Source organism: Nostoc sp. EspVER01 (genome assembly GCF_034530635.1).
Lineage (GTDB): Bacteria > Cyanobacteriota > Cyanobacteriia > Cyanobacteriales > Nostocaceae > Nostoc.
The window spans coordinates 1-23602 of sequence record NZ_JAVRCS010000061.1 but is presented as its reverse complement, the minus strand read 5'-3'; the positions used below and the strand labels follow the sequence as shown (position 1 = coordinate 23602).

The window sequence follows — 23602 nt, the reverse complement described above, 5'->3', positions numbered from 1 at the left end:
ATTTCCCTTTACATTTTCCCATAAATGATAAATCTTCCAAAACTGGATGCTCCCGTTTTAAAGAAATTAGTAGCCAGAATAATATAATTATTTTTCAACACGATTCTCAGCATAGTCCTTCTTTTCCGAACTATGTCAAAATAAATGTTTTACAGTAAAAAACTGGAAATTACTTACAAAGTAAAATACATTTTACACAAGGAGATATCAGTGAGCTTTTCTAAAGATTTTAGTAACAATAATCAATTAAACATATCTGAAACTGAAACTAATTTATTTGTCAATAATTCAGAATATCCTGTTGATTTTTCTGATTTTTATAAGTCAATCCATTTATTAGTTTTATCTGCTGAAACAGAATCTGCGTTGGAGATGGTCAGCAATAATATAGTAGAATTTCTCAAAGAGAAAACTGAAATTAATATTGCCAATTTAGCTTATACTCTACAAATGAATTGCCAGGCGCTTAATTATCGCCGGATAGTTGTATGTAATAATGCCGAAGAAGCAGTATGCGCGTTAACTACCAGAGATCCTCAACGTGTATTTAGCAGTAGTACGCAAGCGACTAGCTACAGTACTATGGCTTTTATGTTTCCAGGACTAGGAGAACAATATGTCAATATGGCTCTACAGCTTTATCAGCTTGAGCCAAATTTCCGTAAGCACATCATTTATTGCTCAGAAATATTAAAGCCTCACTTAGGTTTCGATTTGCGAGATGTACTTTACCCAAAAGGAGCAAAAGTAGAGCTTAGCTCGCAGGCAAGCAATCTGACCTCAGGTATAGCTGTAGGTTTTAATTTGCGACAAATGCTAGGGCGTACTCAAGTAGAAAGAGACGTATATAGTGAAAAGTTGAATCAAACTGATATTGTTCAACCAGCACTGTTTGTCATCGAGTATGCATTAGCTCAAATGTGGATAGCATGGGGTATTATGCCTCAAATACTAATTGGTTACAGTCTTGGTGAATACGTTGCGGCTTGTTTAGCTGGAGTTTTATCTCTTGAGGATGCTTTGACTTTAGTTGTCAGAAGAAGTCAACTCATTCAACAGTTGCCTACTGGGGCCATGTTAGCGGTATCTCTGTCAGAATCGGAACTAGAACCACTGCTTACTGAGGATATCTGTTTGTCTGCTGTCAATGGCCCCACACTGTCTGTAGTTGCAGGTAGTGTAGAAGCCATAGCGAAGTTAGAGCAACAGTTAATTAATAATGGAATAGCCTGTAGACAAATACAGACCAGCCATGCTTTTCATTCGCCTGTCATGGAAGCAATCATGGATCCTTTTATAGAGCTAGTCAATAGCTTTGATCTTAAACCACCTGAAATTCCATACATTTCTAATGTTACAGGCAAGTGGATTACACCAGCAGAAGCAACCGACCCCCATTACTGGGGTAAACATTTGTGCCAAACGGTACGTTTTGCTGATGGCATTGAAACATTATGCCAACTACCCCATTCTATTTTTTTAGAGGTTGGGCCTGGACAAACACTAGGTAGTATAGCTTTGCAACATCCAGCTAGCACCAATGTTACTCAGAAATTAGTATTTTCCTCATTACCGAATTCTTATAATCAACAGTCAGAATTTGCCTTTATATTTAAGACGCTAGGTAGACTTTGGCTTACAGGAATATCAGTAAATTGGTCTAAATTTTATGCTGGTCAGGATCGTTCTATACTTCCTTTACCTACTTACCTCTTTGAAGATCAGCAAAAAAGGGTAGAAGTTAAGAAAAAAGAATCATCACTAAATACCTCACATTTAAAAGAGCAAAATTCATCTCAATTAGGTCAAGAGCAACGTATACGCTTAAATTTACAAAATAACTACCTTGCGCCCAGAAATAATACAGAGCAAGAACTTATTGAAATTTGGCAGCAAGTTTTCAAGTTGGATCAAATAGGTGTTTATGATAATTTCTTCAGTTTAGGAGGTCATTCTTTAATAGCTATTCAAATAATTTCTCAAATCAAGAATAAATTTTCCAAAAAAATACCTTTAAGTACTATATTTGCAAATTTAACTGTGGCTGATTTAGCTAAAACTATTGCAGAAGATTTATTAGCAAAAGGTAAAACTCTAGACACAGAAAATATAGAAAATTTAGAATCTTTATCAACAAATAATTGGCAGTTAGAAAATGAACTTAGGGCTCCTAATTGGCCTACTTATAAATTAGCAAATGGCATAGAAATTATTCATCAAAGCAAAGCTGAGACAGATCATTTTTACGAGGACATTTTTGAACATAGAGTTTATGCTAAAAACGGTATTACACTCTATCCAGGAGATTGTATTTTTGATGTAGGTGCCAACATCGGTCTATTTACGCTTTTTGCAGATCAAGAATGTAGTGATGCTACAATCTATGCTTTTGAACCTTCACCTCCTACTTTTGATATTTTGAAAGCTAATACATCTAAATGTAGAGGTAAAATAAAGTTTTTTAATTGTGGTTTATCGAAGGTAAATAAAACAAGTACATTTACCTTTTACCCTAACAGTTCTGGTATGTCCTCCTTCTATCCCAATGAAGAAGAAGAAAAGCAGATTTTAAAAACAATCATGGTCAACCAACAAAAAGCAGGAATGGTTGAAATGGATCAAGTCTTACAATACACAGAAGAACTATTAGAGGAGCGCTTTAAGAGTAAAACCTTTACCTGTGAATTAAAAACTATTTCCGAAATTATTAGTGAAAATAATCTTGATCGCATAGATTTGCTAAAAATTGATGTACAAAAAAGCGAATTTGACGTGCTTTTAGGGATCAATCAAAATGATTGGCAAAAAATTAGACAAATTGTAATTGAAGTACATAATGAAGCAAATCGTTTAGCTCAAGTTAGCTCATTATTAAGCGGCAAAGGTTATAGTATTGTAGCAGAGCAAGATAGCTTGTACACAGCTACAAATATTTATAATCTTTATGCAATTCGGGTTCCAGAAATGCAAACATAAAAATTAAAACTATTAACTTTTAAAACTAATTCTTCTAAGAAGAAGAAGATAGTTTATTTTTTAGGTAAAGTAAATGGATAAAACGTTAGAAAATTTTAAACCTTGGAATGTATTAATTATTTCTGCTGAAACTAGTTCAGATTTGGAGGTAGCTACTAAAAATTTGATTAACTACTTAAAACAGTCTACTGATGTGAGTTTAACTGACATAGCTTACAACAATCAAGTTAGTCAAAAAGCAGTTAACTATCGGCGAATGCTTGTTTGTAATAGCCATGATAATGCAGTAAATGCCTTAGAAACATTGGATCAGAAACGTATATTTACCAACTTTCAAGAAGCGAAAATAAGACCTATCGTGTTTATGTTTCCAGGGCAAGGCTCACAATACATAAACATGGGGCTTGAACTTTATCAAGTCGAGAAAACATTTCAAGAACAAGTTGATATTTGCTCGGAATTATTAAAAGCTGATTTAAAAATTGATATTCGCCAGATAATATACCCTAACAAAAAACATATCAATGAGGCGAAACAACAAATAAAACAGACTTTAATTGCACAGTCTGCATTATTTACAATTGAGTACTCTTTGGCTAAATTATGGGAAAAATGGGGTATACGTCCTCAAGCAATGATAGGTCATAGTATTGGCGAATACGTTGCTGCTTGCCTGGCTGGAGTTTTTTCTTTAGAAGAAGCATTAAAATTAGTAGCTGCTCGTGGTGAGCTTATGCAAAAGCTACCTGGTGGTACCATGCTTGCTGTCCAGCTTTCCGAGAACCAAGTTCTCCCACTTTTAGGTAAAAGGCTCTCTTTAGCTTCGATTAATGGGCCAAACCTCTGTGTGATTTCAGGTCCCAAAAATATGTTAGAGGAATTGGATAACCAGTTAAGTGATCAAGGAGTAATTTGTCTTTGTTTGGACACCTCCCATGCTCCTCACTCATCTGAAATGGATTCCATACTATCATCATTCCAATCATATGTAGAAAAAGTAACTCTTAAAGTACCACAAATACCTTATATCTCTAATGTCAGTGGTACTTGGACTCACGTAACAGATGTAACAGATCCTAAGTATTGGACTAGACATATGCGCCAAACCGTGCGTTTCTCACAAGGTTTGGAGGAAATTTTTCAAAACCCAAACTATATTTTGCTAGAAGTTGGTCCTGGGAGAACTTTAAGTGCAATGGCAATGCAACATCCAAAATGTACTTCTGAAATGATACTTTCTTCATTACGTCATCCATATGAAAAAGAATCCGATGTTGCATTTTTACTAAACACCCTTGGACAGATCTGGCTGGCTGGAGTACAAATTGATTGGTCTAGACTTTATACAAATGAACAAGACTATCGATTTTTAACTTCATCTTAGGCATAAATCTTTTTTAAAATAAAAATAGCTATATAGCGATATTTAAGATTTGTTTTTATTATTAAATTAGTAGAATAAATAGGTAAAGTTTATAAAAAATATTAAAGATTTATAACTTTTTATTTAAACCTAAATTATGATAAAATTAAATGATAGTACTTAAGTTAAATACTTATTAAGTAAAGTATTTAAACAGCCTTTCCAAAAAATTAATAACTCCAGTCAGCATCGTAAATTTTGGTGATAATTCAAGATGATTGAAAATACTGTCCCTATTTCAACTATTTTTATTGGGATTAATGGTCTTATCGCTTTTTCTCTCTCATACATTGCAGCATTTGAACGAACAAAAACAAGAGTTTGGCATGGTGAATCTAAGGAAGATGTAGCGGCACAACCGGATCCGTTAGCAAATCCTAATCCTTGGGCATCTATGGTTGAGCAATCAACTCAGAAATTTATAAAAGTGAAAGTCAATGATTATGGACTACTACAAAGGAAGGTTCGTGCTCATGGCAATTTTGCTGAGTACGTACCTCATGCATTATTGTTTGTACTGGCGCTAGAGTTAATGCAAGCACAAACATGGCTATTATGGCTTTTTGGAAGTAGTCTTACTGTGGCTAGGATTGCTCATGCATGGGGTTTGATAAAAACCTACGGACCTTCTCCAGGAAGAGCGCTCGGTTTTTTCCTCACCTGGTTTGTGTACGTCTTTGGTAGCATAGCTTGTATTTATTATGGACTTGTTAATTTGATGGCAAATTAACAGTAAAAGGAGAGCAATTTTTTTGGGGGGAGATGGCGCTGGGAATAACTTAAAATTGTTTGAAAAGTGTCAGTTTGAGCCTTAAATACAACTTAGAGAAGCGCTAGTAAGTCCCATAACCCTCATTATCTCGTTCAACTTCTCGATAGCCAGAGTAGTCAAACATACGTTGGGTAACTTTTCAAACATCCTCTAAAGCTGGTTTTTTTTGTGGAGGGGGCTCCAGGAAAATTTTCCTGGAGGTTTAAAATCAGTTGCCGATGTTCTGGTATCATTATTTTTGCTGCTTGAGCCAATGCATCCCAACATTCAAGATCGTTAATCATCGGCTTGTTCTTTTGGATCGGAAAAGCTTTTCTTAAATTACCGTAGGATATGGACTCTGGCATTGCACGCATAATTGTCATGACTAGAGCTAGTATCCCTAATGCCATACCCTTATTTTGTCCAGCGCAATAGGAGATTTCAAAGCATTCGGAGCCAACTTCCTGGCAACTATTCTGATGCCACCGATTATCGTCGGTTTCCTAATCTGCTGCTAGTCGATCGGGCGGATTACCCCTAGTCATTTCTTTGCCATTGCTGCTAATAACTGAGATGGAAACGCAAGCGATCGCTTCTTTTCTAATCCCCAGAATTGTGATAGCGCAACGACAAATCGCCTCGTTTGTCAGATACTGAATCTCTGAGTAATCAGACGTCCACTCCGGGTAGACTTCTTCTAATCTTTCGCGAACCGCCTGCCACGGCAAATAAACCCATTTCTTGTTACTACCAGGTATTTCCCTGAACAAATGAACATGCGCGGGGAATGGCTTTTTGAATTCTACTAAAAGGCGACGTAATTCTTCTCTGATTTCTGGGTTCATGTTAAATAAATTATTGCCAAAACCGTATTTAGCTGTTTTACCAAGTCATCTGCTTCTTGTTTATCAAAGATATATTTAATAGGCGTAATACTCGCGACTGGTTTTGGAAGTTAGCCCATTCCCTTACTGATAAATTCGATGTACTGTGCTTTGAAACACTAAACCTCAAAGGAATGCAACGACTTTGGGGTAGGAAAATATCAGATTTGGCTTTTGGCGAGTTCCTACAAATCTTAGAATGGGTTGTTAAGAAGAACAAACTGGTTGTTTTCATCAACCAATGGTATCCCAGCAGTAAGACTTGCTTTCATTGTGGACACGTTTTAGAAAGTCTTGATTTATCAGTTAGATAGTGGCGTTGTTCATCCTGTAATAGCGTGAATGGAAGGGACGACAACGCATCTAAGGTAATTTGTGCAGTCGGGGCATCGACTGTTGGCTTAGGTGATGTCAGACAGTTTGAAACTGCAATCGCTGTTTGAAGCTAGAATTCCCCGAATTCGATTCGGGGGAGTATGTCAATTGTTGCAATTTACCAATTCTCCATCGACACAAACAATTCCCCACTGTGGAAATTTGAGCAGCAATTGCTTAATCACAAAACGCATTGCAGGGTCATCTTCCCAGCACGATAACAAGAAGTCAAAACCAGGATTTTCCGCAAGTAAATGAGCCATTTTCAGCTTCTTCATTCGTATGGGTCTTGATTTTGATCTAGCCGCAATGGCATCGTTTGTAAACAACGCTTCACTTGACCACTTCTCATCAATTGCGGCAGGCAATTCAACATTTTCCTGAGCAACAGTTGAAGGCGATGCACACCCAGAGTGTGCGATCGCCGCTTCATTTGGCGCTGAAGAATCACACCTCACGAACTCTTTTGAAGAGTTCGTGAGGTGTTGCTGAGGAGTTCGTGAGGGTTCACAAAACGCTTGGTCTGACTGGTTTTGGATAACAGTATCCGGCTCATTTATTGCGGTAAACGCTTGCTTTGAAATGTTATCCGCTTTATTTGAGGCGGTATTCGCTTCATTTTTTTCACCCTGCCAAAAATCTTTAACCCGCGCACCATGCAGATTTTTCACTTCCCAAACTGATGTTCTACCATCACTGCCACAGCTAATACGACGAAACACAAATAAACTAGCTGCTTCCAATACTCTTCTGGCCAATCTAAAAGCTGAATCACTCAAATTAGTCATCAATTTCATCCAGCGTGAGCCGAATGGGTCAGCTAGCCAACACTGCTGCCAAAATCTCAACACACATGGTTTTTGTTCGACCGCCCATGTGGTGTCCTCTGAAGGAATAATCATGTGAGGATGATTGAATTTTGAGCCAGTAGACTGTTGAGATTTAGTAGTCGTCATCTTTTAACTTCCTGATTATATTGACGCACGAAAATCACTCTTACCGAGGTAAGAGTAAACAAGGTCATTGAAGTAATGCTTAATTAGTTCTTCACCCAGATTGAAGAAGAAGCGAAGTTCCTATTTGTGACTCAATTCAGACATGACACAATCAGTCCAGTTTTGAATCGCCACCAATTCCTCTAGGCCGTTCGCTACAGCGTTAAGCACATGCTTGTTGTAGAATTAGCGGCATGATTAGAGTGGCTGAACTTATCTTTTGCCCAATCAAGACAAATAGTCCGCACCAAAGTATCAATCATTTTCGGGTCAAGTTCACTGGGTCTTTTGACATTCTGAAAGCTTAACCACTCCACAATTAAATCCGTAGGGTAGTTTAATAAAGTGCGAATTTCCCTGATTCGCAAATCTTGACCTGTTAACTTATTTGGTAACGAGGTTTGCCCTGAGTACGGCTGTTGAACAACCGCGCCACCTAATCTGGTTTGAACAGTATTGATGATGCTTAAGTCTACTTGAGCACCCCAATCAACCTCCACCCTAGATTTAGTTAAAGCATCGTAAACTCGACAAAAAACTGTATTCTGATCCCCTGGTGAACAGCCAACAATAATTGGTCTAGAAAAGTCTTTGAATAACGCAATCGCCAAAAGAAAACCTTTAGCAAAGTTCGTCTCAACGCCAGTTCTGATAATATAGGTTTCATCTGCGGAAACCACAATATCCAACTTCATATTTTCCTTGCCCTTGAACTTTTTAGAGGTCAAACGCAGTTCAAACAGATATCCACACACGGCCGTGGAATATTCAGGCGTATTTATTTTGGTGTCTGGATCGTGGTAGTACCAACAGTACTTTTTTCCTTTGCAATCTCCGCTTTTAACGTAGAGGTAGAGTGGCTCTGGTAGGTTGCAAATCCCTAATTTAAGTGATTCAAGTTCCATGCTCTTTAAAATCTAAATATTTTGACTTCCTCGCAGGAAGCAACTATGGTTTCGCTTTTTTCTGTCCGAAAGATCCATTGCTCACCTCCCGTCCCGTAATCTATAAACTTCTGGAATTTACACACTTGACCTTTTACTTCAAACTCCAATTTAGCCAATGCTTTAGCTAAAGCTGCTTGATGTAGCCAAGCGACCTCCCGATCTTGAATTGCACAGGTGAAGCTGCTTTCCAAGAAAGTCGCAAGCTTGGCTATTAATTGTTGCTTTTCTTCGAGTGTCCAATACTCTGTTGCCTGGGTTAAAGTTTTGTTATTGCGTTGGACAAGAGAGGCAATCTCATCCCAATCATCAGCTTCTTTTAATCGCTGTTCTAGGCTCGGCACATCAGGCACGCCTGAATAAAAGGCTTCTAAAAAAGAGGTTTTGCTGACCTTGTGTTTAAATCTAGGCTCATTTGCGACATTAGCAATTAAGTCATCCCCGCCAGGAACAAGAACCAATCTTTGATTCTCTTCAAGCTCGATCAAGTCAAGCCAAATCCCGTTCCTCTTGACACCATTTACCGCGCAAGACATCCAGCGAGTGTACTGTTTAAAAACAGAATCGTAAGTTTCGTCGCCGTCAGATAACGCTTGCAAAGTCACCCATTCCTGCTTTGCATTTACCGCATTGATGTACAACTGCTGATAGGGGTATGACAGTTTTTTATGGTCGCTAATCTCAGAGGCGATCGCTTCTAGGTCGATCTTCTTCAAGTCTGACAATGGCACCGAGTAAATCACGTCATTGACCTCTAGTAGGGCGCACTCACCCTTAACGTTGGTTAACCATGAAGCGTAGATTTCCCCTTCATGGTGCCACTGCACGGGATAAGGTTCTAAATCTGTTTGAAGTTCAAGCGCTTCAACTTCATAATCTGCTTTCAGAGGTTCTTCTTCATGTTTGGCAAACTGCTGTTTGAATCTAGCGATCGCATCTGTCGGATCGACACCTGAGAGGATCGTCTTCACTAGTTCGCAATTCACTTCTATGGTTCTCTGCTTCGAGAGTCCCAAGAGTTCAGCCGTTTCGCTGATGAGCTTGCCAGTCTGTGCCGGGACGTTCAATTCAAATGCCTCGTCCTTCTTCTCCTCGACTGACTTATATTTCTCTCTCGGTTTTGACGGCAGCTTCTTGATTAGTTCAGTAATCTGCGCTTGCGTCGGTTCCGCTGTCCTGATTTCCTCCACAATTGGGGCATAGCGAGGCAGGGGCAATTTAAGCAGGGTTCTGATATCTAGTTTGGCGATCGCACCAATCTGCCCAGGCAAATGCTCTCGGATAAAGTCGGCAAGCTTTACATAAGGCCCAGCGCTGCGGCGATTCCATCCGAAGCTGTCCAAGTATGCAAGGTAGTCTTTTGCTGGCATTGTCTCCCGCTTCTTGGCAACTGATAGCCAGAAGTCTAGGGACTGCGCGGTTGATTTAAATAACTTTTCGGGGCTTGAGGTTTCAACTACTGAGGCAATCATTTCAAGCCTCCAAGAAAGCTACTGCCATGTCTTGCGGTGGATTTTGAACGTAATTCTTGTTCAGCGTTTTCAAGATGTTTTACTACCGATTCCAGTTCAGGCTTCTCACTTGCCAAACTGGTAACAGCATCTAGCAAATCTTCAAGGGTATAGCCTTCGGTAGCTAAAATCACCATAAATTCACCCATGAACTGGGTTAAAGCTTGGCAGCGAAGGTCTTGCAATGTATATCTAATTTCTCGTTCGTAGTCCATCAATCTCGCACCTTGGTATTAATTGCACAACGTATATTGGGCGCATATTGCGCCCATCGGTGACGGGAGATTTTGACCTATGCGGTGATAGCAGCGATCGCTTGGGTGTCGGTTAGCCAGCAGCTGCATTGTGTGGCGTTGCTCTTTTGGGCAATCCAATTGCCAGCATGAGTTTGGTAGAACGTGCCGAGTAGATTGATTCCCTGTTGCCCACCCCAAATTCGGTAGAACTTACCAAATACGTTGTCTGTAGAGTCGATTTCGTAGCGCGCGGATTGCTCAGACTGCTCAATGAGGTGGATGGTCAACTCGATTTGAGCAATCACTTGAGAGTCAAGGATTCCTTCTGACATAATGATATAAACCTAGACTAACGGGTTAGCACAAATAGCGGTCGTTCTCTGATTGGCGTTAGGGGCGATCGCTTTTGTGTTGTTACTCCATACTACTAACCCGTTAGACCATCTGTCAACCAGATAGACTAATGGGTTATAATAGAGGAGTCAATATTGTAGAGATGGATATGAAGCAATTACGTCAAAAAGCTGGGTTAAGAGCCGAAGAGGTTGCCGCTCAGGTTGGCGTTGCTCACTCAAGCATCCGAAATTGGGAGCAGGGTAGAACTATTCCAAAACTAAGGGTTGATCAAGTAGCTCTTTTGTGCCGAATATACAATTGCTCTATTGATGAGTTAGAGCAAGCAGCCAAAGAATCTGTAGCGAATTACGAAAAGGCAGTACAACAATGATTGATTCTCAAGTAATTAATTTGCTTGCTCTGTCATCAACGTCATTCGAGCAAAACCAAGCTTTACCAGAGGATTCCGGTATTTATTTTGTGTTACTTCCTCTGCGGAAATCTTGTATCTAGGATAAAGCACTAACCTTCGTCAACGATTATGCTCTGGACATCATAGATATTCAGAATTTGTAGGTATTGGTGCTAATAGAGTTGCTTGGCTTTGCTGTGAACCGGATGAACTTGATCAACTGGAGTCAGTGTTAATCAATCTACTGGATCGCTTTGCAATATAGAGAAAAGTAACTAAAAATATATGACAGAAGCACAAATCCAAGACATTTATGCTCGTTTAGATAGTCTGACATCTGAAGTCAACTCACTCAAACTACTCACTGGTGCTATCGGCACAAGCCAAGTGGCGATCGCCCAAATCTACGATAGGCTAGATACTTTTTTTTGTCAGCGACCTTAAATTTCATTGATGAGCGACATTATGCTGAAAGGAGACTGGAAGAATGGAATGGTGATGTACTTTTTTTACTTCCCATAACGACTATCTTGAAAATCATAAGCGCAAACTTTTTAAGCTATTGTTCTACTCTTGTGGCAAGAATCGCCCACAAGGTATGTGTGGGTGGATGCTTTTAGAATCTGGGCAACAGGAATTAGCTAAAAAGCTCATTAAAGAACAGTGGGAGTACGATGAAGCTACTGAATCATACTGGGTCTGTGGATCGGATATTAAAGCTCTTGGCCGATACCTGAAGGCTATTAAGATTACTGGGAAGCTATCCCACTAATAAAATCCGTTGAATCCATAGATGGATAGTTGCAAGGTCAATAAAGGAATCAAAATATATTGTTTGACGTTCCCATCGGACGACTAAACGACGATATTTACGTTGATACCAGGCAAAACAACGTTCCTGCTGAAACCTGGGAACAGAAATTTTGATTGGTCTACCTCTGTTTTTCTTCGTTTTCCAAACTTGTTTGGGAATTTGAGGTCTAATTCCTCGCTTGCGTAAAGCAGCGCGTTTATACAAGTGAATCGTAACCTTTATCAGTCGCTAAGACCTTCACTCTCTTACGCGGTCTACCAGGCTTTAAAGTTTTAAGTTTGACTTTATCTAGCAGTGGTAATACCTGCTCTCTTCCATTTCCGTTAGCTGGAGTTGTACAGTTAGCTAAAGGCATTCCATTTCCCTCCGTAAGTGTATGAATTAACACTCCTTTTCCCTTACCGCCATAAGCAACCTCTTCACCTCTTCCCTTTCCAGGGGGAAAAAGAGCCATCAACAGTCCCAAAGTCCCAATTTCTCAAGCCTTTCTCATCAGCGATCGCAAGATGACGCAAGGATTCCTTGTTGCGATCGCTCTCGTGGAAAATGATGCTGGAGCATGAGGGCGATCGCAAGAGCGTTTGGTACTGTCCCGCTGACCCAAATCGCTATTCTTTCGCATTGGGGTATGGTAGTGGAGCCGCCTCATTTGGAGAGTGTGCCGACGACCCGTTTCTGAGCGGGAGCTTTCAAACACCGGAGGCAGCGCTGGCAGCGGGGTTTGAGGAAGTTAAAGCTATAGAAAAAGTGTAAAAAGGATGGCGATCGCCAGTATCAAACTCAAGCTACAAGATCGTCAAGTTCGGTCGGTGTTGGCACAGTTAAGAGATTAATTCTCGATAATCTCCTAAGTTGCGTGCTAGTAGGCGATTAATGAGATCCTTGGCTATTTTCTGAGCAACTTTGTCTTCACTTTGTAGAATTGCTCTCAATATGCCAGGATGGCAATCAGTGGGACATGACACAAACCATTTATTCGCTTGATTACTATCAGCCATAAGACACAAGCACTGAACAACATCTTGTGGCAGAGTCGATGCTAAAATTTCAAGATGTTCAAAAAAATTATTGCAATGATGTACTGTTCCGAGTAGCTTAAAGACATCCACTAGCTTTGCGATCGCCCATTGATTATCGAACTTACCAGAGGCGAACCACCAACTGAAGTACTTAAGATCAGATACTTGCTCAACTGAAATATTAAGCTCTTTAACTTGATTGATACGCCACTCCAAAAGTTTTTGGAGACGCTGGCGTAATTCTTCGTTAACCTCAAAGTTGCCATAGAGCAGTCTCCAGCCAATTTTGCGGATGAACTCCTCGCGAGCAGAGACGGAAGCATTAGCAAAAAACTTTTCGAGGAGACTGTCAGATTCACCTAGTTCAATTATTTTCCACCAGAATAGATTGAGCAAGTGAAGTACCACAAGTTCAACTACTTTTAACTGTTGACGAGAGGTAGAATTTATGACAGATAATTGCTCTACAGCATAATTATATTTTTTTCTTAAAACGCTGAAAATATTAGTATAAACCTCATTGAAAATATATCCTTCCCAAGCAGCTTCAAAGATTGATTGGAACTCAAAAGATTCAGGAAAAATCTTATCAATATTGTGCAATGTCCACTCAGAAGCTAGGTTGAACAAATAGGGAAACTCCTGACCGTAGACAGCACGGATGGCAGATGACGGATCTTGTTCTAAATCAAGATGATGATCTAAAATCTCTTGAACTTCAGGTAGGTCATTGAAGTTTTGGGATGGTACTGCATTATCGTTAGTATATTGTCTAATCCAAAAGGCGTACCGAACAACTGCGTGCATTGCTTTGCCTCTCACTGTATTATAAGAGGCTTCATATGCACTCATGTTGCTACCCTGATATTGAAGGGTAAAGCCCGGTGTAACCTGTCGATCATTGAGCAGGGTTTTCAAGAGCTTCCAAACCTGATTGCGAAGTGTTAAGGGTATTTTGTTTGATTCTTTTGCCAACAATCCAGCCTCAGTCAACTCAACGATCACATCGCAAATTCGACTCCAGTTTGAGTATCCGTTTGAGGTACTGTTATTACTTGTTTCATGTAAGTTTTCCTGCATCCATGTACAAAAATTAATTACAGGCTGCCACGAAAAAAGCGATTGTTCGCTGGGCGGATTTTTTAAGGCTTTTTTAGTCCTCGAAGCAGCCAGACTATAAACACCGGATCGAGTTCTTTGAACCTTTCGATTTGGATAACAAAGCTTTCAGGATTGGGAGTAATTACCTGTTCGGCTAGCTCCCAAGCCAAATCATTCCTAGATTTTCCACCTAATTCCTCAGATGGTTGCCATTCTCGCAAATAAGTGAATAGTCCATCCATGTCATCTTGAGCCATCTGAGCCAATTCAGTCCCTGATTTAGGGCTGTCGGAACCAATCCGCACAGTATAGGTATACCTATCATTTACAGAATCTAGAGATACAGCATTTGCGGCTGTTATGAGGTACAGTAGCAGCAACTAGCAAACCAGTTTCTTAAATGTTGAGGATTTATTAAATCGAGGGCAACTGAGATTAATTTATCAACCATTTCTGTTGTAGTTGGAGCAAAACTGCGTAAAAAAGATTTAAGTTGTGACCACCATAATTCAATTGGATTAAAATCGGGAGAGTATGAGGATAAACAAATAATTTTCGCACCTACAGCTTCAATCATTGGCACAATTGAATCTAGTTTATGTGCGGATAAATTATCCATTACTACTACTGCTCCTGACCATAAGTTGGGCACTAAAAACTTTTCAATAAACAATTCAAATGCAATGCCATCCATTGAACCATTCATTGTCATTAATGCAACTACTTTTTTAATACTAATTGCTCCAATTACTGTAACTTTTGAGCCTCTATAAAAGGGGTTAAGAGAGTAAGCTCTTGTTCCCATTTATGAACGGGCATAAGTCCTCGTTAACCCAAGCAGGACACCAGTTTCATCCAAAAATACTAAATTTTCTGGCTCTATATGTTTGACCTTTTCCCAATAATCTAATCTTAAATTCAGGACTCGCTCTGTGCCTGCTTGGGTACTCCGCTTCGTTTTTTTTTCCGATTTAATCCTAATTTCTGTAACGCACGACACATTGCACTTTGACCTACCCAATTACCAGTCTTGTCTGCAAATAATTCACACAACTCTATCAATGTTGCATCTGGATATGATTCAACTAATTCTCTCAACTCTATGTCAGCATTTGTTAAATGACTAAATTGTGGCTTTCCTCGCGGTTTTGATTGTAAATTTCCTTCAAGTTTTTGCTGTTTTACAAGCTTTTGTACTAAACTCTTTGAGACGGAAAAAATGTTAGCCACTTTCCTGATTGAGATGTTTTTCTCAAGATGTGCTGCAACTATTTTTTCTCGAAGATCGACAGAGTAAGACTTCATTTAAAAGTATTTATATTTTAATTTAGTGTACCTCATAATAGACGCAAGTGCTGTATAGGTGCGCCGATTTCCTGGATAAGCTGATCGTAAAGCTGCTCTAACTCTGCGGGAAGATAATCACTAATGATAGATAGCCAGTTTCGTTGCCAATGTTTAATGTAGCTATCCCGTTTCTCTTCTTCAACTTCTAGTGCATCTAACGGCCCTTCGACTAGCCACTGAAATATTTTATTTTGAGCTTCACTCGGAAGGTTCTTGAATTGTTCCTGCAACAACCGAATGCGCTATTGGGTGTTTGAAGTCGCAGATAGTTAATATCTTTATTATCCTCACTGGGTTCAGTTTTGATAAGTAACTTTTCTAGGTTTTCTCGAATTACAGATGCACGAGTTTCAAACTTATCAAGAACTGTATCCAGAAATTCGTTGACTTGTCTCCAAAAAGCTTCAAAATTATCATTAATTTTCCTGGGTGGAGCTAAATCGTCGCGATGAGTACGCTTATGCAATCCATCTTCATTTGTTTTACCTGCTAACTTAAGCCAAGTTTTGCTAGCAGCAAATGTTTCAGGAATTTCTAGTGTTTTCAATATTGCTACAATTTCGTTCTTGTGGTTGTCCTCACTAGATTTTTTACTCTCTGTCGGAACCAATGTCGGCTTTAAAACACTACGCAGAGAACTCTCAATTTCTCGCAGTAGATGTCCCACCAGATGCGTTGTAGATTCCAACGGGTTATCCATTTCCATGAGACGGCAAGCATCTTTATAAAAGACTGCTGCGCCTGGACCTACAAGGGACTTTAGTCTACGATAAATGCGCTCCTGTTCAGGGTACTTGAATTTATAGGGTTGCATAAGTTGTCAGTTAGTAGTTCAACTGTTCTAGCACAATGAGCTACTTTCTGGGCGAGGATAGCGATTAAAATAGCCTGCAATAACCACAGGCTGTTTAACTAATTAGTTTTAAATGCAGATGATCTGTACAGCCAATTCAGGAAAATTTCCTGAAACTTAAGGCTTGCAATTGCTCTCATAAAACCTGAGTTCAAGAAAGTGAAAATTTTTCATAAGGTGTGACCATTTAAAGGCGATCGCTCTCATCTCCTCTCCCAATTTCTACTTACTGAGTAGACATAGTTTAGTTATATATACTTTTGCATACAGGACATTGGTGCATTTTGAACCCCGTAAGCGGTTCTATTACTCTTATTAACTTTTTATTGTTGTCATAACAACCTGTACAATACTCTCCATCTCCATTTTCTTTGTAATAAAGTCCATCTTTCAAAATTAGTTTGCTAGTTGGGTCTTTTAATTTTTCTATTTCTTCTTCTAAAAGTTTTATTTTTTGCTTATTCTCAATACTTTCTTGAATTTGCTCTGCTAGCTTCATTTGAGTTTCTGCTAACTCTATACTAAGTTGACCAATAATTCTCATGAATTCGCCACGTTTTTGCGTGTCCTTTATTTCTTCAGCATATTGATTTAGTAACTTAATTCCATCTAAAGCTGATTTTCCTGCTGTTATTAGTTTTAATGCGTCCATAATCTCTATTTGTTTGCTTATCGCTGCCCAATAACTCGCTCACTACCGCCAACAGCCACACACAATACATCTTGCCTACGACACGCTACACGAACACGGAGCAACCAACTGAGTTTGGTGAATTTATCTTTGATTGCTATCGCTCATACGCCTAATCCTGGTACATCCCCAGATTCATCTATCAACCCGCGCGATCGCAACTCCGATAATTCTTCAGCGGTCGGTGGCTTGGCGTTGCCACTCAGCACGTCGATCCATAGCTGTGCTGGTGTTATACCGCGTTTCCACGCCAAATATTTATTGCGCTCCATCAGCTTTGCTCCTAAAAGTTGAAGAGGGATACATCTCAAATAACCTAATCAAAGAATGCGTCGATCGCAACGTAGCAGCAATGATTGGCTTGATGCCGCACTGTTTTTGATCTACTGGTAGCGAGGTGAGCATGCTATCGGTTACGCTCAAAGGCTTTCAGCCGAAGACGAGCGGGTTTGCGGCTTTTGTGCGCTGCGCTGCGGCAACATTTATCGGCTGGATGAGGCTTTTGCAATTCTCCATGTGCGCTGCCGCTGCTACCTGTTAAAGCTGAGTGGATTGCATCGGGCTTGGTCGATCTTGAATGGATGCGATCGCATCATGCAACCACGGCAGCGATCGCGGGGGTTGAGTCGCCCAGCCACTCCGCTCTGGACTCCAACTGGCGGGTTTCAAGATGAGGAATTTGAACGAATGGCGAGTGGGTAGAAGCAGGCTCCTAAACTTACATCCAGGCTCTTGGCTACTCTGCCTACCAATTGGGGGTTTGCTCGTGAGTCGTCGGCATTATCTCTGGCTTGATCTGCTCTTGGTAAAAGTATATACCGCAATTAGTGCTAAACCAATCTCCATAGACCATTTCACCATCTTCGCCTACGTAAGTTGCGTCTCTGGCACGATCGCACCTTGGGCATTTGAGATCCAGGAAAATTTTCCTGCTTCTAGCTTCTTCCATGCTCCTCTCAGGCGGCCCCGTCACCATACCTAGCAGCTTGCCGCCGCATCGCATCTTTGCAATCTTTGTCATCCAAAGATTTTATCCAGTCGATCAAGTCTTTCTTGAAGACATCCTCATTACTTAACGCTTGACCTTTGGGAACATCACACCAACGACATCCTGTTATCAATATATATAGTTGTGGCACGAAGGGGTCATCTTCCCGGAGTTCATCATAGTTTTTGGCGCTAAGTCGGTATTTGATGGATGTTTCTCTCTTAACATCTTGGGATGTAGATTTAATTTGTACGTCAAATCTCGGCAGACGCTTGGAGTTGAGTTTTCCTGGTACGGTGATTGTAGTGTCGATGCCGCTATCATCTAACCTACGTGTGGCTGCTTGCAAGGAGTAGCCAGCAGTTGCAGTGACGGCATACACATAAGCGTAACTGAAATCTTCTTTTTGGGTATTGAGGCTCATTATTTACTTTGAAGGGTTGCTCAACATTGTGATTAACCGTTTAATATGCCCAACCCGCTTGCGTTGGTCGTAGCGGCGCTTTGCTTCCGTAGTAATTTTTTCTGTAAGTGCGTTATCGGCACTAGCAACAGTCCAGGCAGCTTCTAAAAATACCTCAACTGTGATACCTAATTCTTTACAAAACCGTGTCAATTCCTGGTCGAGGTCTTTTTCTAGAACGATTGCCGAATGTCGCCGAGTTTGGGGGTATTTTTCGAGTTCGGCTTTAAGTTCAGCAAGTGTGTCAGCTGGGGCAGCAGTTGAGTTGGCAAGTTCTGTAACTGGGGTGGGTTGTGGCAATAAGTTTTGCTCTTGTGGTTGGGCTTGGGGCTGTTCTTGAGTCAGAAGTGCATCCTGACGTGGTGTAACTGTCGGGCGATTGCGTTTGTTGCGTAGTTGGTCGAGTATGTTATCTGACATTTTTATTTGCTCCCAACAGAGGCGCGGATTTTCGAGATTATCATTTCAAATGGATATTCCAGATCGGTGTAGCCCAACTCCTCGAGAGTTATACGTTTGTTGATGGCTTGTTTATAGCGTTCTGATTCGCGGATTGAAGGTAGAACTAACTTTTCGCCTACTTCATCGCGCATTCCATCTACCGCAGCCCGACTTTCTTGGGCTTGAGTGTTACCAAACCAGCGGTCGCGGAAGGGTAATATACCTAAGATTTCAGCATTCGTTGCTCCGACATCGCGCAATCCGCTTAGTAAGTCGAGCGTCCGCACGAGCGAACTGTAACCTTTGACCGATGCTTCTGCGGGAATGATTAAAAAATCTGCTGCGCCAATTACTGTTAAACAAATTTGCGATCGCTGGGGTGGGGCATCGATAATGCAAACTTGGAAAATTTGGCTGATGGCTGACAATCGTCGCTTGAGTAAGGTTGCACCGATTCCACTGTTAGATAAATAATCTTGTACGGTATCGAGTTGGTCATCGGCCGGGATAAGAAATAAATTGTCGTTGTCTTGAGTCGGGTAGATGCAGTCTTCTGGCGCAACTGTTTTTTTCAGAAACTCCAATAGGGTTGGTTGGTTGGGTGACAACTCGAACCCCAGATAGGTAGTCAGATTATGTTGGGGGTCGGAGTCGAGCATTAAGGTGGTGAACCCCTGGCGTGATAACAGCCGACCAAGGAACAGGGCAGTTGTCGTCTTGCCCTGACCGCCACTCAACGAGCTTACCGTAATTGTCAGCATCTCTATTTTTATTAATTTATTAAATTAGCCAATTAACTTAAGCTTATTTAATAACTTTGTCATTAATTAATTTAGCTTTTTAGCTTTTTATTAAAAGCTAATTTTGTGAAATTAGCTTTTAATCCTTGTTTGGTGGTGTTTGATAGCAATGAACTGATTGTAGAGCCAAAGCGTTGCTTGCCGGTGTTAGGTATCGCTATTTTCTTAGAAGAAACTTGAGCTTCAGAGGGGAGCGTTAGCGGAGCTGTAGATATCGCCTTTTCAATTTCAAGCGAACGCGAATAGTGTCCGCACCAGAGGAAAGTAGGACGGCAGCAAGCTACGCTCTTATAGACAAAAACTGGACATCCCCTCAAAAATGGTGATGATTAATTTAATCTGCAATCTTTTTTTAAAATTTATGCGTTTAATCAATCGTTTTCAGGGTTTAGCTGTTGCCACTGCGTTAATTGCTCTGTTGGGGTAGGGCGTGTTTTCAAACTCGTTATATCCTAAAAAAGATGCGATCACTTTGTTGTGATGATGAATCGAGGAGACTTAAGCAACGAACAGTGGGAGCGGTTAAAACCGCTATTACCACCAGAAAAACCGCTCACAGGTAGGCCAAATAATGACCATCGCACAGTTGATGGCAGCCTGATTACTACCCTGGGGCATGAAGATGCAGTTTTGCAGGTCGCCTTCAGCTGAGTGGGCAAGTCGAGCGATCGCTCTCGGATGTGCGCCCGTTGCTCCCTAGCTCCCGTCTGTTTGCCAGAAGAAGCCCGACTCGCCCATGATAAAGAGTGGCAACCAATTCGCTTGTTTCCTGAAGATGATGAACGGCAGGTAATTCATGTTTTGGAACCTGGAACCTGTGTTGGTAGAACAGGAGAACAAATCAAAATTACTCGTCGCAATCAACCTGTAGAAACAGTTCCCGCTCGTCAAGTGGGACAACTGGTATTACATAGTTTTTCGCAAATTTCCACCCAAGCACTGCATTTTTGTGCTGACCAAGGTATAGGAGTGCATTTTATTTCGGGAGGTGGGCGCTATCTTGGTAGTTTCGATACTCGCCAAGGTAGCATTCAACGCCGTATCCGCCAGTATACTGCTTTAAGTAATCCCGATTTCTGTTTGGAATTAGCCCGTAAATTGGTAGTTTGTCGTGGACAGGGACAGCGTAAGTTTTTAATGCGAGGAACTAGAGGTAAAGCTAAAGCAGAGAATTTGGAGAAAGCGATCGCTCAAATGAAAGCTGTTCTTAAACAAGTTCTCCAAGCAAAATCTTTAGAATCACTCTTGGGATTAGAAGGGAATTTAGCAGGGTTGTATTTTGGTGCTTTGCCCTGTTTAATTTCACCAGAAGTCTCAAAAAAACTGCACTTTGGTGGCCTCGCCGCCCACCCAAAGATAGGTTTAATGCACTGCTGAGTTTTGGCTATGCACTTTTACTCAAGGATGTAATAAATAGTATTCTAGTTGTTGGTTTAGAAGCTGCTTTAGGCTTTTACCATCAACCGCGATCGCAAGCTGCACCGTTAGCACTTGATTTGCTTGAAATTTTCCGCGTGCCTTTGGTAGATATGACAGTAATGGCTTCAGTCAATCGAGGTCAATGGGATGTTTTGGCAGATTTTGAAATTCGTGGGACGCAAGTCTGGTTAAGTGAAGTTGGTCGGCGCAAGTTCGTAGAACTGTATGAAAATCGGAAACAAGAAACTTGGAAACATCGAGTTACAGGTTATTCCCTTACTTATCGCCGTTTATTTGAATTAGAAGTGCGACTCGTAGAAAAAGAATGGTCTGGTGAGGCTGGTTTGTTTGGTCATTTAGTACTGCGGTGAGGTATCAAAATGGCAGAACAGAAAAATTGTTACCTCATTTGTTACGATATTCGCTCACCCAAGCGTTGGCGCAAAGCTTACAACTTGCTTCAAGGCTATGGTGAAAGGATGCAATACTCCATTTTTCGCTCTTGGTTGACTATGCGCTCACGCGAAAAATTACGTTGGGAACTTGAAAAAATATTGGCTCCAGAGGATAGTCTGCTTTTAATTCGTTTGTCAAATCAGTGCGTTGTTGGCATCCCATCGTATAATCGTCCAGATGCTTGGTCATCTCAACAAGAAGCTTACCGGATTGTCTAATATATGGATCTGGGGCTGTTAAGGCTAAAACAGAACTAAACAAGCTCCAAACTCTTACTGTATTTGCAATTCTGACTTTTTAGACTTACTGGAGGTGCTTGCATTTTCTTGTAATGGCTTAGAACCTAGACAGGGCAAAGGGTTTAAAATTGCTTCTTGTCGTCAAGGATGACATTTGTTTAGGATTTTTGTTACTCTGTTAATCTCTTCGATGAGGTACTTGTAAGATTGAATCTGAGAAGTCTTCTGGTATACGTTTCAGCACGCGGTCTGACCAAACCTTAGATGCCGCAAGGCGTTGAGCACTGTTGGATGTCTGAAAACGGTTCTGATGATTGTGCTGACCAAACCTTAGATGCCGCAAGGCGTTGAGCACGGCATCAAAACTAAATCAGACGCCGGGATCGCCCCCCACCCCAACCATGACCAACATCCACAACCATGACACAACCGAGACCGAATATGCCCAGCTACTAGCCCAAGGCTACCACCCCAAACAGCTTGCATTATTCACTCAAAAGTGTCCACGGAAATCCACGGACACAAAGATTTATAGCTTCAGGAAAATTTTCCTGGATGTTCTGTAGCGATCGCCTCTGACAAGCTTTTCAGGAGGTTCGTTATTCGCCTGTTGCCAGCCTCACAAACATTTCTTCAAAAGATACTCCTTCCTGCGCTGCTTGAAAAGCGATTAATTCGCACTATTCTGGGGTGAGGCGACGTATTGATGCACTCAATAAACTGGCTCAATCAGCCGTTGACAGTAAAAAGCCCTTATTCATTATTGTTGAGGTGTCATTTCAGCTCTGATGTTTTTCAGGCTGTCAGATAAGCACCTCGTTTGAAAACAAAAAGCCCCCGACAGTGCTAAATGCTATTGGGGGGACAAATCCAATTATTTATTTTCTTTTTTCATTGTAAATCACGAAATCACTAATAATGCTCTGATTGTAAAAATTATGAACCAAGCCAGATGGCTGTTTTTCATCGCACTTTTTTGCTCAATTTCATGTTTGGTTTGTCACCGAGCCAGAATTTGACAAAGCAGGAGATAAGCGAATCGCTCACCTTTCTTTTCAGGAAACAGAGAAGCTTGCAGTTTAACTCCAGGAAAATTTTCCTGGTCTGGAGTTTGAACAGTATTGGGATAACTAATTTGTTAACAGTGACAATTGATGTAATAATAATGGATGCCTGCTGTGCCACTGGCTAGCTGCCAACAGTTGTACCCATGCGGATAATACCGCAGATAAGGAGAGGTCATAAAGGAGTTGTGCGCTCCCGAAAGCAGGAGGGAGAAGCGATGATATGCACATATCCAGCAGGCATCTTTTCAGCCCTTTAATAATAAGGGTAATCTTCCTCTTCCTCGTCTCCTCGTTTTTCTAGCTGGCAAGCGCAAGGTTTAACAGTCGATTCTTTGATAATAGTCATACTCTTTTAGACTTTTAGAAACACCTCTTCTACCTCGCCGGATTTTACAATAACTTTGTCCACCAACGTCCTATAAATTATTTGTTTTTCTTCATCCATGAGAGTACGCCAATAATCCTTTTCTAAAAAAGTAGATAGCAGCTTTTCATTACTTGTATTTTGCTGCTGGCTTTGAAATGAAAAACTATACTGTTTCTCTTGAATTCTAATGCGAAGTTTTTATTTTGCTGCTTCAATATCAGCATCATAACCAGCAATTTGATTGAGCGCTTCCAACCGCGATCGCAACTCTCTAATTTCCGTTGGCTCTAATTGTTCACCACTCAATAATGCGTGCTGTGCGGCAATTTGTCCGCTGCGGTAATCAAGGCGTTCACCACCGCTTCTTCCTTCGGCAACTTACATTCGCACCATTTGTTTTTGTGAGCACGCTCGTAAGCGCCAATTCTTGCATTGAAAATAATAATTAAGCCCAGGCAAATTACGCCCCCGACTACCCGTAACTGAGTAACAAGCACTGCGGCATTCGCCACAAAATATTAATCCAGAAAGCGGATATTTGAGGGCAGTAGTTCCGTAACCTCGGTGGGAGCATCCAGTTTTGGAAGATTTACCATTTATGGGAAAATCTAAAGGGAAAAAACCCTGTGCGATCGTTGACAATGAACCAAGAGAAACAAGAACGGATCAAAGCCTGCTTACAAGAATTGTC

The 23602-nt window shown here is 40.8% G+C and carries 32 protein-coding genes and 1 pseudogene; 11 read left to right on the top strand and 22 right to left on the bottom strand.

Going from position 1 to position 23602, the window contains the following annotated elements:
• Window positions 1–210: 210 nt before the first annotated feature.
• The 3 genes from RMX69_RS28280 to RMX69_RS28270 all read left to right on the top strand — a co-directional run bounded on the left by RMX69_RS28280 (window position 211) and on the right by RMX69_RS28270 (window position 5129).
• A complete protein-coding gene (locus RMX69_RS28280; RefSeq protein ID WP_322639409.1) occupies window positions 211–2976 on the top strand; it encodes an FkbM family methyltransferase in 2766 nt (921 codons plus the stop codon).
• A 73-nt stretch (window positions 2977–3049) separates the two neighbouring features.
• A complete protein-coding gene (locus RMX69_RS28275; protein WP_322639408.1) occupies window positions 3050–4360 on the top strand; it encodes an acyltransferase domain-containing protein in 1311 nt (436 codons plus the stop codon).
• Between the two features lie 253 nt (window positions 4361–4613).
• Entirely contained in the window at window positions 4614–5129 is a 516-nt protein-coding gene (locus tag RMX69_RS28270; RefSeq protein WP_322639407.1) for an MAPEG family protein, read from the top strand.
• Window positions 5130–5287: 158 nt separating this feature from the next.
• Here the strand turns inward: RMX69_RS28270 and RMX69_RS28265 are convergent, their stop codons facing one another.
• Together RMX69_RS28265 and RMX69_RS28260 are read right to left on the bottom strand one after the other, a co-directional pair.
• Window positions 5288–5563, bottom strand: a complete 276-nt coding sequence (locus RMX69_RS28265) for a hypothetical protein (protein WP_322639406.1) — start codon at window positions 5561–5563, stop codon at window positions 5288–5290.
• A gap of 93 nt (window positions 5564–5656) precedes the next feature.
• Window positions 5657–5998, bottom strand: coding sequence for a hypothetical protein (locus RMX69_RS28260; protein ID WP_322639405.1), 342 nt, complete (start codon window positions 5996–5998; stop codon window positions 5657–5659).
• 65 nt (window positions 5999–6063) lie between these two features.
• On the opposite strand from RMX69_RS28260, the pseudogene RMX69_RS28255 reads away from it, so the two are divergent.
• Window positions 6064–6480: pseudogene (locus RMX69_RS28255) on the top strand (RNA-guided endonuclease InsQ/TnpB family protein); the annotation flags it as partial.
• Between the two features lie 36 nt (window positions 6481–6516).
• Here RMX69_RS28255 and RMX69_RS28250 read toward each other — a convergent pair.
• The 5 genes from RMX69_RS28250 to RMX69_RS28230 form a co-directional block, all read right to left on the bottom strand.
• Window positions 6517–7368 carry a hypothetical protein gene (locus tag RMX69_RS28250; protein ID WP_322639404.1) on the bottom strand — a complete coding sequence of 284 codons (852 nt, stop codon included), beginning with the start codon at window positions 7366–7368 and terminating at the stop codon, window positions 6517–6519.
• Between the two features lie 194 nt (window positions 7369–7562).
• Window positions 7563–8312 carry a hypothetical protein gene (locus RMX69_RS28245; protein WP_322639403.1) on the bottom strand — a complete coding sequence of 250 codons (750 nt, stop codon included), beginning with the start codon at window positions 8310–8312 and terminating at the stop codon, window positions 7563–7565.
• Window positions 8313–8317: 5 nt separating this feature from the next.
• The gene (locus tag RMX69_RS28240) at window positions 8318–9823 is read right to left on the bottom strand and encodes a hypothetical protein (protein ID WP_322639402.1); all 1506 of its coding nucleotides are present in this window, start codon (window positions 9821–9823) and stop codon (window positions 8318–8320) included.
• Window positions 9820–10077: a hypothetical protein gene (locus RMX69_RS28235; RefSeq protein WP_322639401.1), complete on the bottom strand. Its 258-nt coding sequence runs from the start codon at window positions 10075–10077 to the stop codon at window positions 9820–9822. Before RMX69_RS28235 ends, RMX69_RS28240 begins: the two co-directional genes overlap by 4 nt.
• A 77-nt stretch (window positions 10078–10154) precedes the next feature.
• Window positions 10155–10430, bottom strand: a complete 276-nt coding sequence (locus RMX69_RS28230) for a hypothetical protein (RefSeq protein ID WP_322639400.1) — start codon at window positions 10428–10430, stop codon at window positions 10155–10157.
• A 131-nt stretch (window positions 10431–10561) separates the two neighbouring features.
• Here RMX69_RS28230 and RMX69_RS28225 point away from each other — a divergent pair, with 131 nt between their 5' ends.
• Together RMX69_RS28225 and RMX69_RS28220 are read left to right on the top strand one after the other, a co-directional pair.
• The gene (locus RMX69_RS28225) at window positions 10562–10825 is read left to right on the top strand and encodes a helix-turn-helix transcriptional regulator (RefSeq protein ID WP_322639399.1); all 264 of its coding nucleotides are present in this window, start codon (window positions 10562–10564) and stop codon (window positions 10823–10825) included.
• A gap of 306 nt (window positions 10826–11131) precedes the next feature.
• Window positions 11132–11290: a hypothetical protein gene (locus tag RMX69_RS28220; protein ID WP_322639398.1), complete on the top strand. Its 159-nt coding sequence runs from the start codon at window positions 11132–11134 to the stop codon at window positions 11288–11290.
• A 316-nt stretch (window positions 11291–11606) separates the two neighbouring features.
• Here RMX69_RS28220 and RMX69_RS28215 read toward each other — a convergent pair whose 3' ends face one another.
• Both RMX69_RS28215 and RMX69_RS28210 read right to left on the bottom strand, forming a co-directional pair.
• Window positions 11607–11864 carry a hypothetical protein gene (locus RMX69_RS28215; protein WP_322639397.1) on the bottom strand — a complete coding sequence of 86 codons (258 nt, stop codon included), beginning with the start codon at window positions 11862–11864 and terminating at the stop codon, window positions 11607–11609.
• Window positions 11857–12114, bottom strand: coding sequence for a hypothetical protein (locus RMX69_RS28210; RefSeq protein ID WP_322639396.1), 258 nt, complete (start codon window positions 12112–12114; stop codon window positions 11857–11859). Before RMX69_RS28210 ends, RMX69_RS28215 begins: the two co-directional genes overlap by 8 nt.
• Window positions 12115–12206: 92 nt before the next feature.
• On the opposite strand from RMX69_RS28210, the gene RMX69_RS28205 reads away from it, so the two are divergent.
• Window positions 12207–12413: a hypothetical protein gene (locus tag RMX69_RS28205; RefSeq protein WP_322639395.1), complete on the top strand. Its 207-nt coding sequence runs from the start codon at window positions 12207–12209 to the stop codon at window positions 12411–12413.
• Between the two features lie 68 nt (window positions 12414–12481).
• Here RMX69_RS28205 and RMX69_RS28200 read toward each other — a convergent pair whose 3' ends face one another.
• The 12 genes from RMX69_RS28200 to RMX69_RS28145 all read right to left on the bottom strand — a co-directional run bounded on the left by RMX69_RS28200 (window position 12482) and on the right by RMX69_RS28145 (window position 19324).
• The gene (locus RMX69_RS28200) at window positions 12482–13486 is read right to left on the bottom strand and encodes a hypothetical protein (RefSeq protein WP_322639394.1); all 1005 of its coding nucleotides are present in this window, start codon (window positions 13484–13486) and stop codon (window positions 12482–12484) included.
• A gap of 335 nt (window positions 13487–13821) precedes the next feature.
• A complete protein-coding gene (locus RMX69_RS28195; protein ID WP_322639393.1) occupies window positions 13822–14160 on the bottom strand; it encodes a hypothetical protein in 339 nt (112 codons plus the stop codon).
• Complete coding sequence (locus RMX69_RS28190; RefSeq protein WP_322639392.1) at window positions 14139–14585, bottom strand: transposase; 447 nt, start codon at window positions 14583–14585, stop codon at window positions 14139–14141. Before RMX69_RS28190 ends, RMX69_RS28195 begins: the two co-directional genes overlap by 22 nt.
• A gap of 113 nt (window positions 14586–14698) precedes the next feature.
• The gene (locus RMX69_RS28185; protein ID WP_322639391.1) at window positions 14699–15085 is read right to left on the bottom strand and encodes a helix-turn-helix domain-containing protein; all 387 of its coding nucleotides are present in this window, start codon (window positions 15083–15085) and stop codon (window positions 14699–14701) included.
• A 211-nt stretch (window positions 15086–15296) separates the two neighbouring features.
• Complete coding sequence (locus RMX69_RS28180; protein WP_322639390.1) at window positions 15297–15941, bottom strand: hypothetical protein; 645 nt, start codon at window positions 15939–15941, stop codon at window positions 15297–15299.
• Between the two features lie 283 nt (window positions 15942–16224).
• Complete coding sequence (locus RMX69_RS28175; protein ID WP_322639389.1) at window positions 16225–16632, bottom strand: hypothetical protein; 408 nt, start codon at window positions 16630–16632, stop codon at window positions 16225–16227.
• Between the two features lie 143 nt (window positions 16633–16775).
• On the bottom strand, window positions 16776–16943 hold the full coding sequence (locus RMX69_RS28170; protein ID WP_322639388.1) for a hypothetical protein: 168 nt from the start codon (window positions 16941–16943) through the stop codon (window positions 16776–16778).
• 265 nt (window positions 16944–17208) lie between these two features.
• Complete coding sequence (locus RMX69_RS28165) at window positions 17209–17340, bottom strand: hypothetical protein (RefSeq protein ID WP_322639387.1); 132 nt, start codon at window positions 17338–17340, stop codon at window positions 17209–17211.
• A gap of 76 nt (window positions 17341–17416) precedes the next feature.
• Window positions 17417–17620 carry a hypothetical protein gene (locus RMX69_RS28160; protein WP_322639386.1) on the bottom strand — a complete coding sequence of 68 codons (204 nt, stop codon included), beginning with the start codon at window positions 17618–17620 and terminating at the stop codon, window positions 17417–17419.
• A gap of 7 nt (window positions 17621–17627) precedes the next feature.
• A complete protein-coding gene (locus RMX69_RS28155) occupies window positions 17628–18083 on the bottom strand; it encodes a DUF4365 domain-containing protein (RefSeq protein WP_322639385.1) in 456 nt (151 codons plus the stop codon).
• Between the two features lie 3 nt (window positions 18084–18086).
• Window positions 18087–18542 carry a hypothetical protein gene (locus tag RMX69_RS28150; protein WP_322639384.1) on the bottom strand — a complete coding sequence of 152 codons (456 nt, stop codon included), beginning with the start codon at window positions 18540–18542 and terminating at the stop codon, window positions 18087–18089.
• Window positions 18543–18544: 2 nt separating this feature from the next.
• Window positions 18545–19324 carry a ParA family protein gene (locus RMX69_RS28145; RefSeq protein WP_322639383.1) on the bottom strand — a complete coding sequence of 260 codons (780 nt, stop codon included), beginning with the start codon at window positions 19322–19324 and terminating at the stop codon, window positions 18545–18547.
• 516 nt (window positions 19325–19840) lie between these two features.
• Here RMX69_RS28145 and RMX69_RS29545 point away from each other — a divergent pair.
• Genes RMX69_RS29545 through cas2 form a run of 4 tightly spaced genes read left to right on the top strand, consistent with a single transcriptional unit; the run spans window position 19841 to window position 21456 of the window.
• Window positions 19841–20014: a hypothetical protein gene (locus RMX69_RS29545; protein WP_416211630.1), complete on the top strand. Its 174-nt coding sequence runs from the start codon at window positions 19841–19843 to the stop codon at window positions 20012–20014.
• Entirely contained in the window at window positions 20015–20740 is a 726-nt protein-coding gene (gene cas1 / locus RMX69_RS28135; RefSeq protein WP_322639382.1) for a CRISPR-associated endonuclease Cas1, read from the top strand.
• Window positions 20656–21153: a CRISPR-associated endonuclease Cas1 gene (gene cas1, locus RMX69_RS28130; protein ID WP_322639410.1), complete on the top strand. Its 498-nt coding sequence runs from the start codon at window positions 20656–20658 to the stop codon at window positions 21151–21153. The genes cas1 (RMX69_RS28135) and cas1 (RMX69_RS28130) overlap by 85 nt, the downstream gene beginning before the upstream one ends.
• Window positions 21154–21162: 9 nt before the next feature.
• Entirely contained in the window at window positions 21163–21456 is a 294-nt protein-coding gene (cas2, locus tag RMX69_RS28125; RefSeq protein ID WP_322639381.1) for a CRISPR-associated endonuclease Cas2, read from the top strand.
• 1833 nt (window positions 21457–23289) lie between these two features.
• Here cas2 and RMX69_RS29540 read toward each other — a convergent pair.
• On the bottom strand, window positions 23290–23553 hold the full coding sequence (locus RMX69_RS29540; RefSeq protein ID WP_409878283.1) for a zinc ribbon domain-containing protein: 264 nt from the start codon (window positions 23551–23553) through the stop codon (window positions 23290–23292).
• Between the last annotated feature and the right edge of the window lie 49 nt (window positions 23554–23602).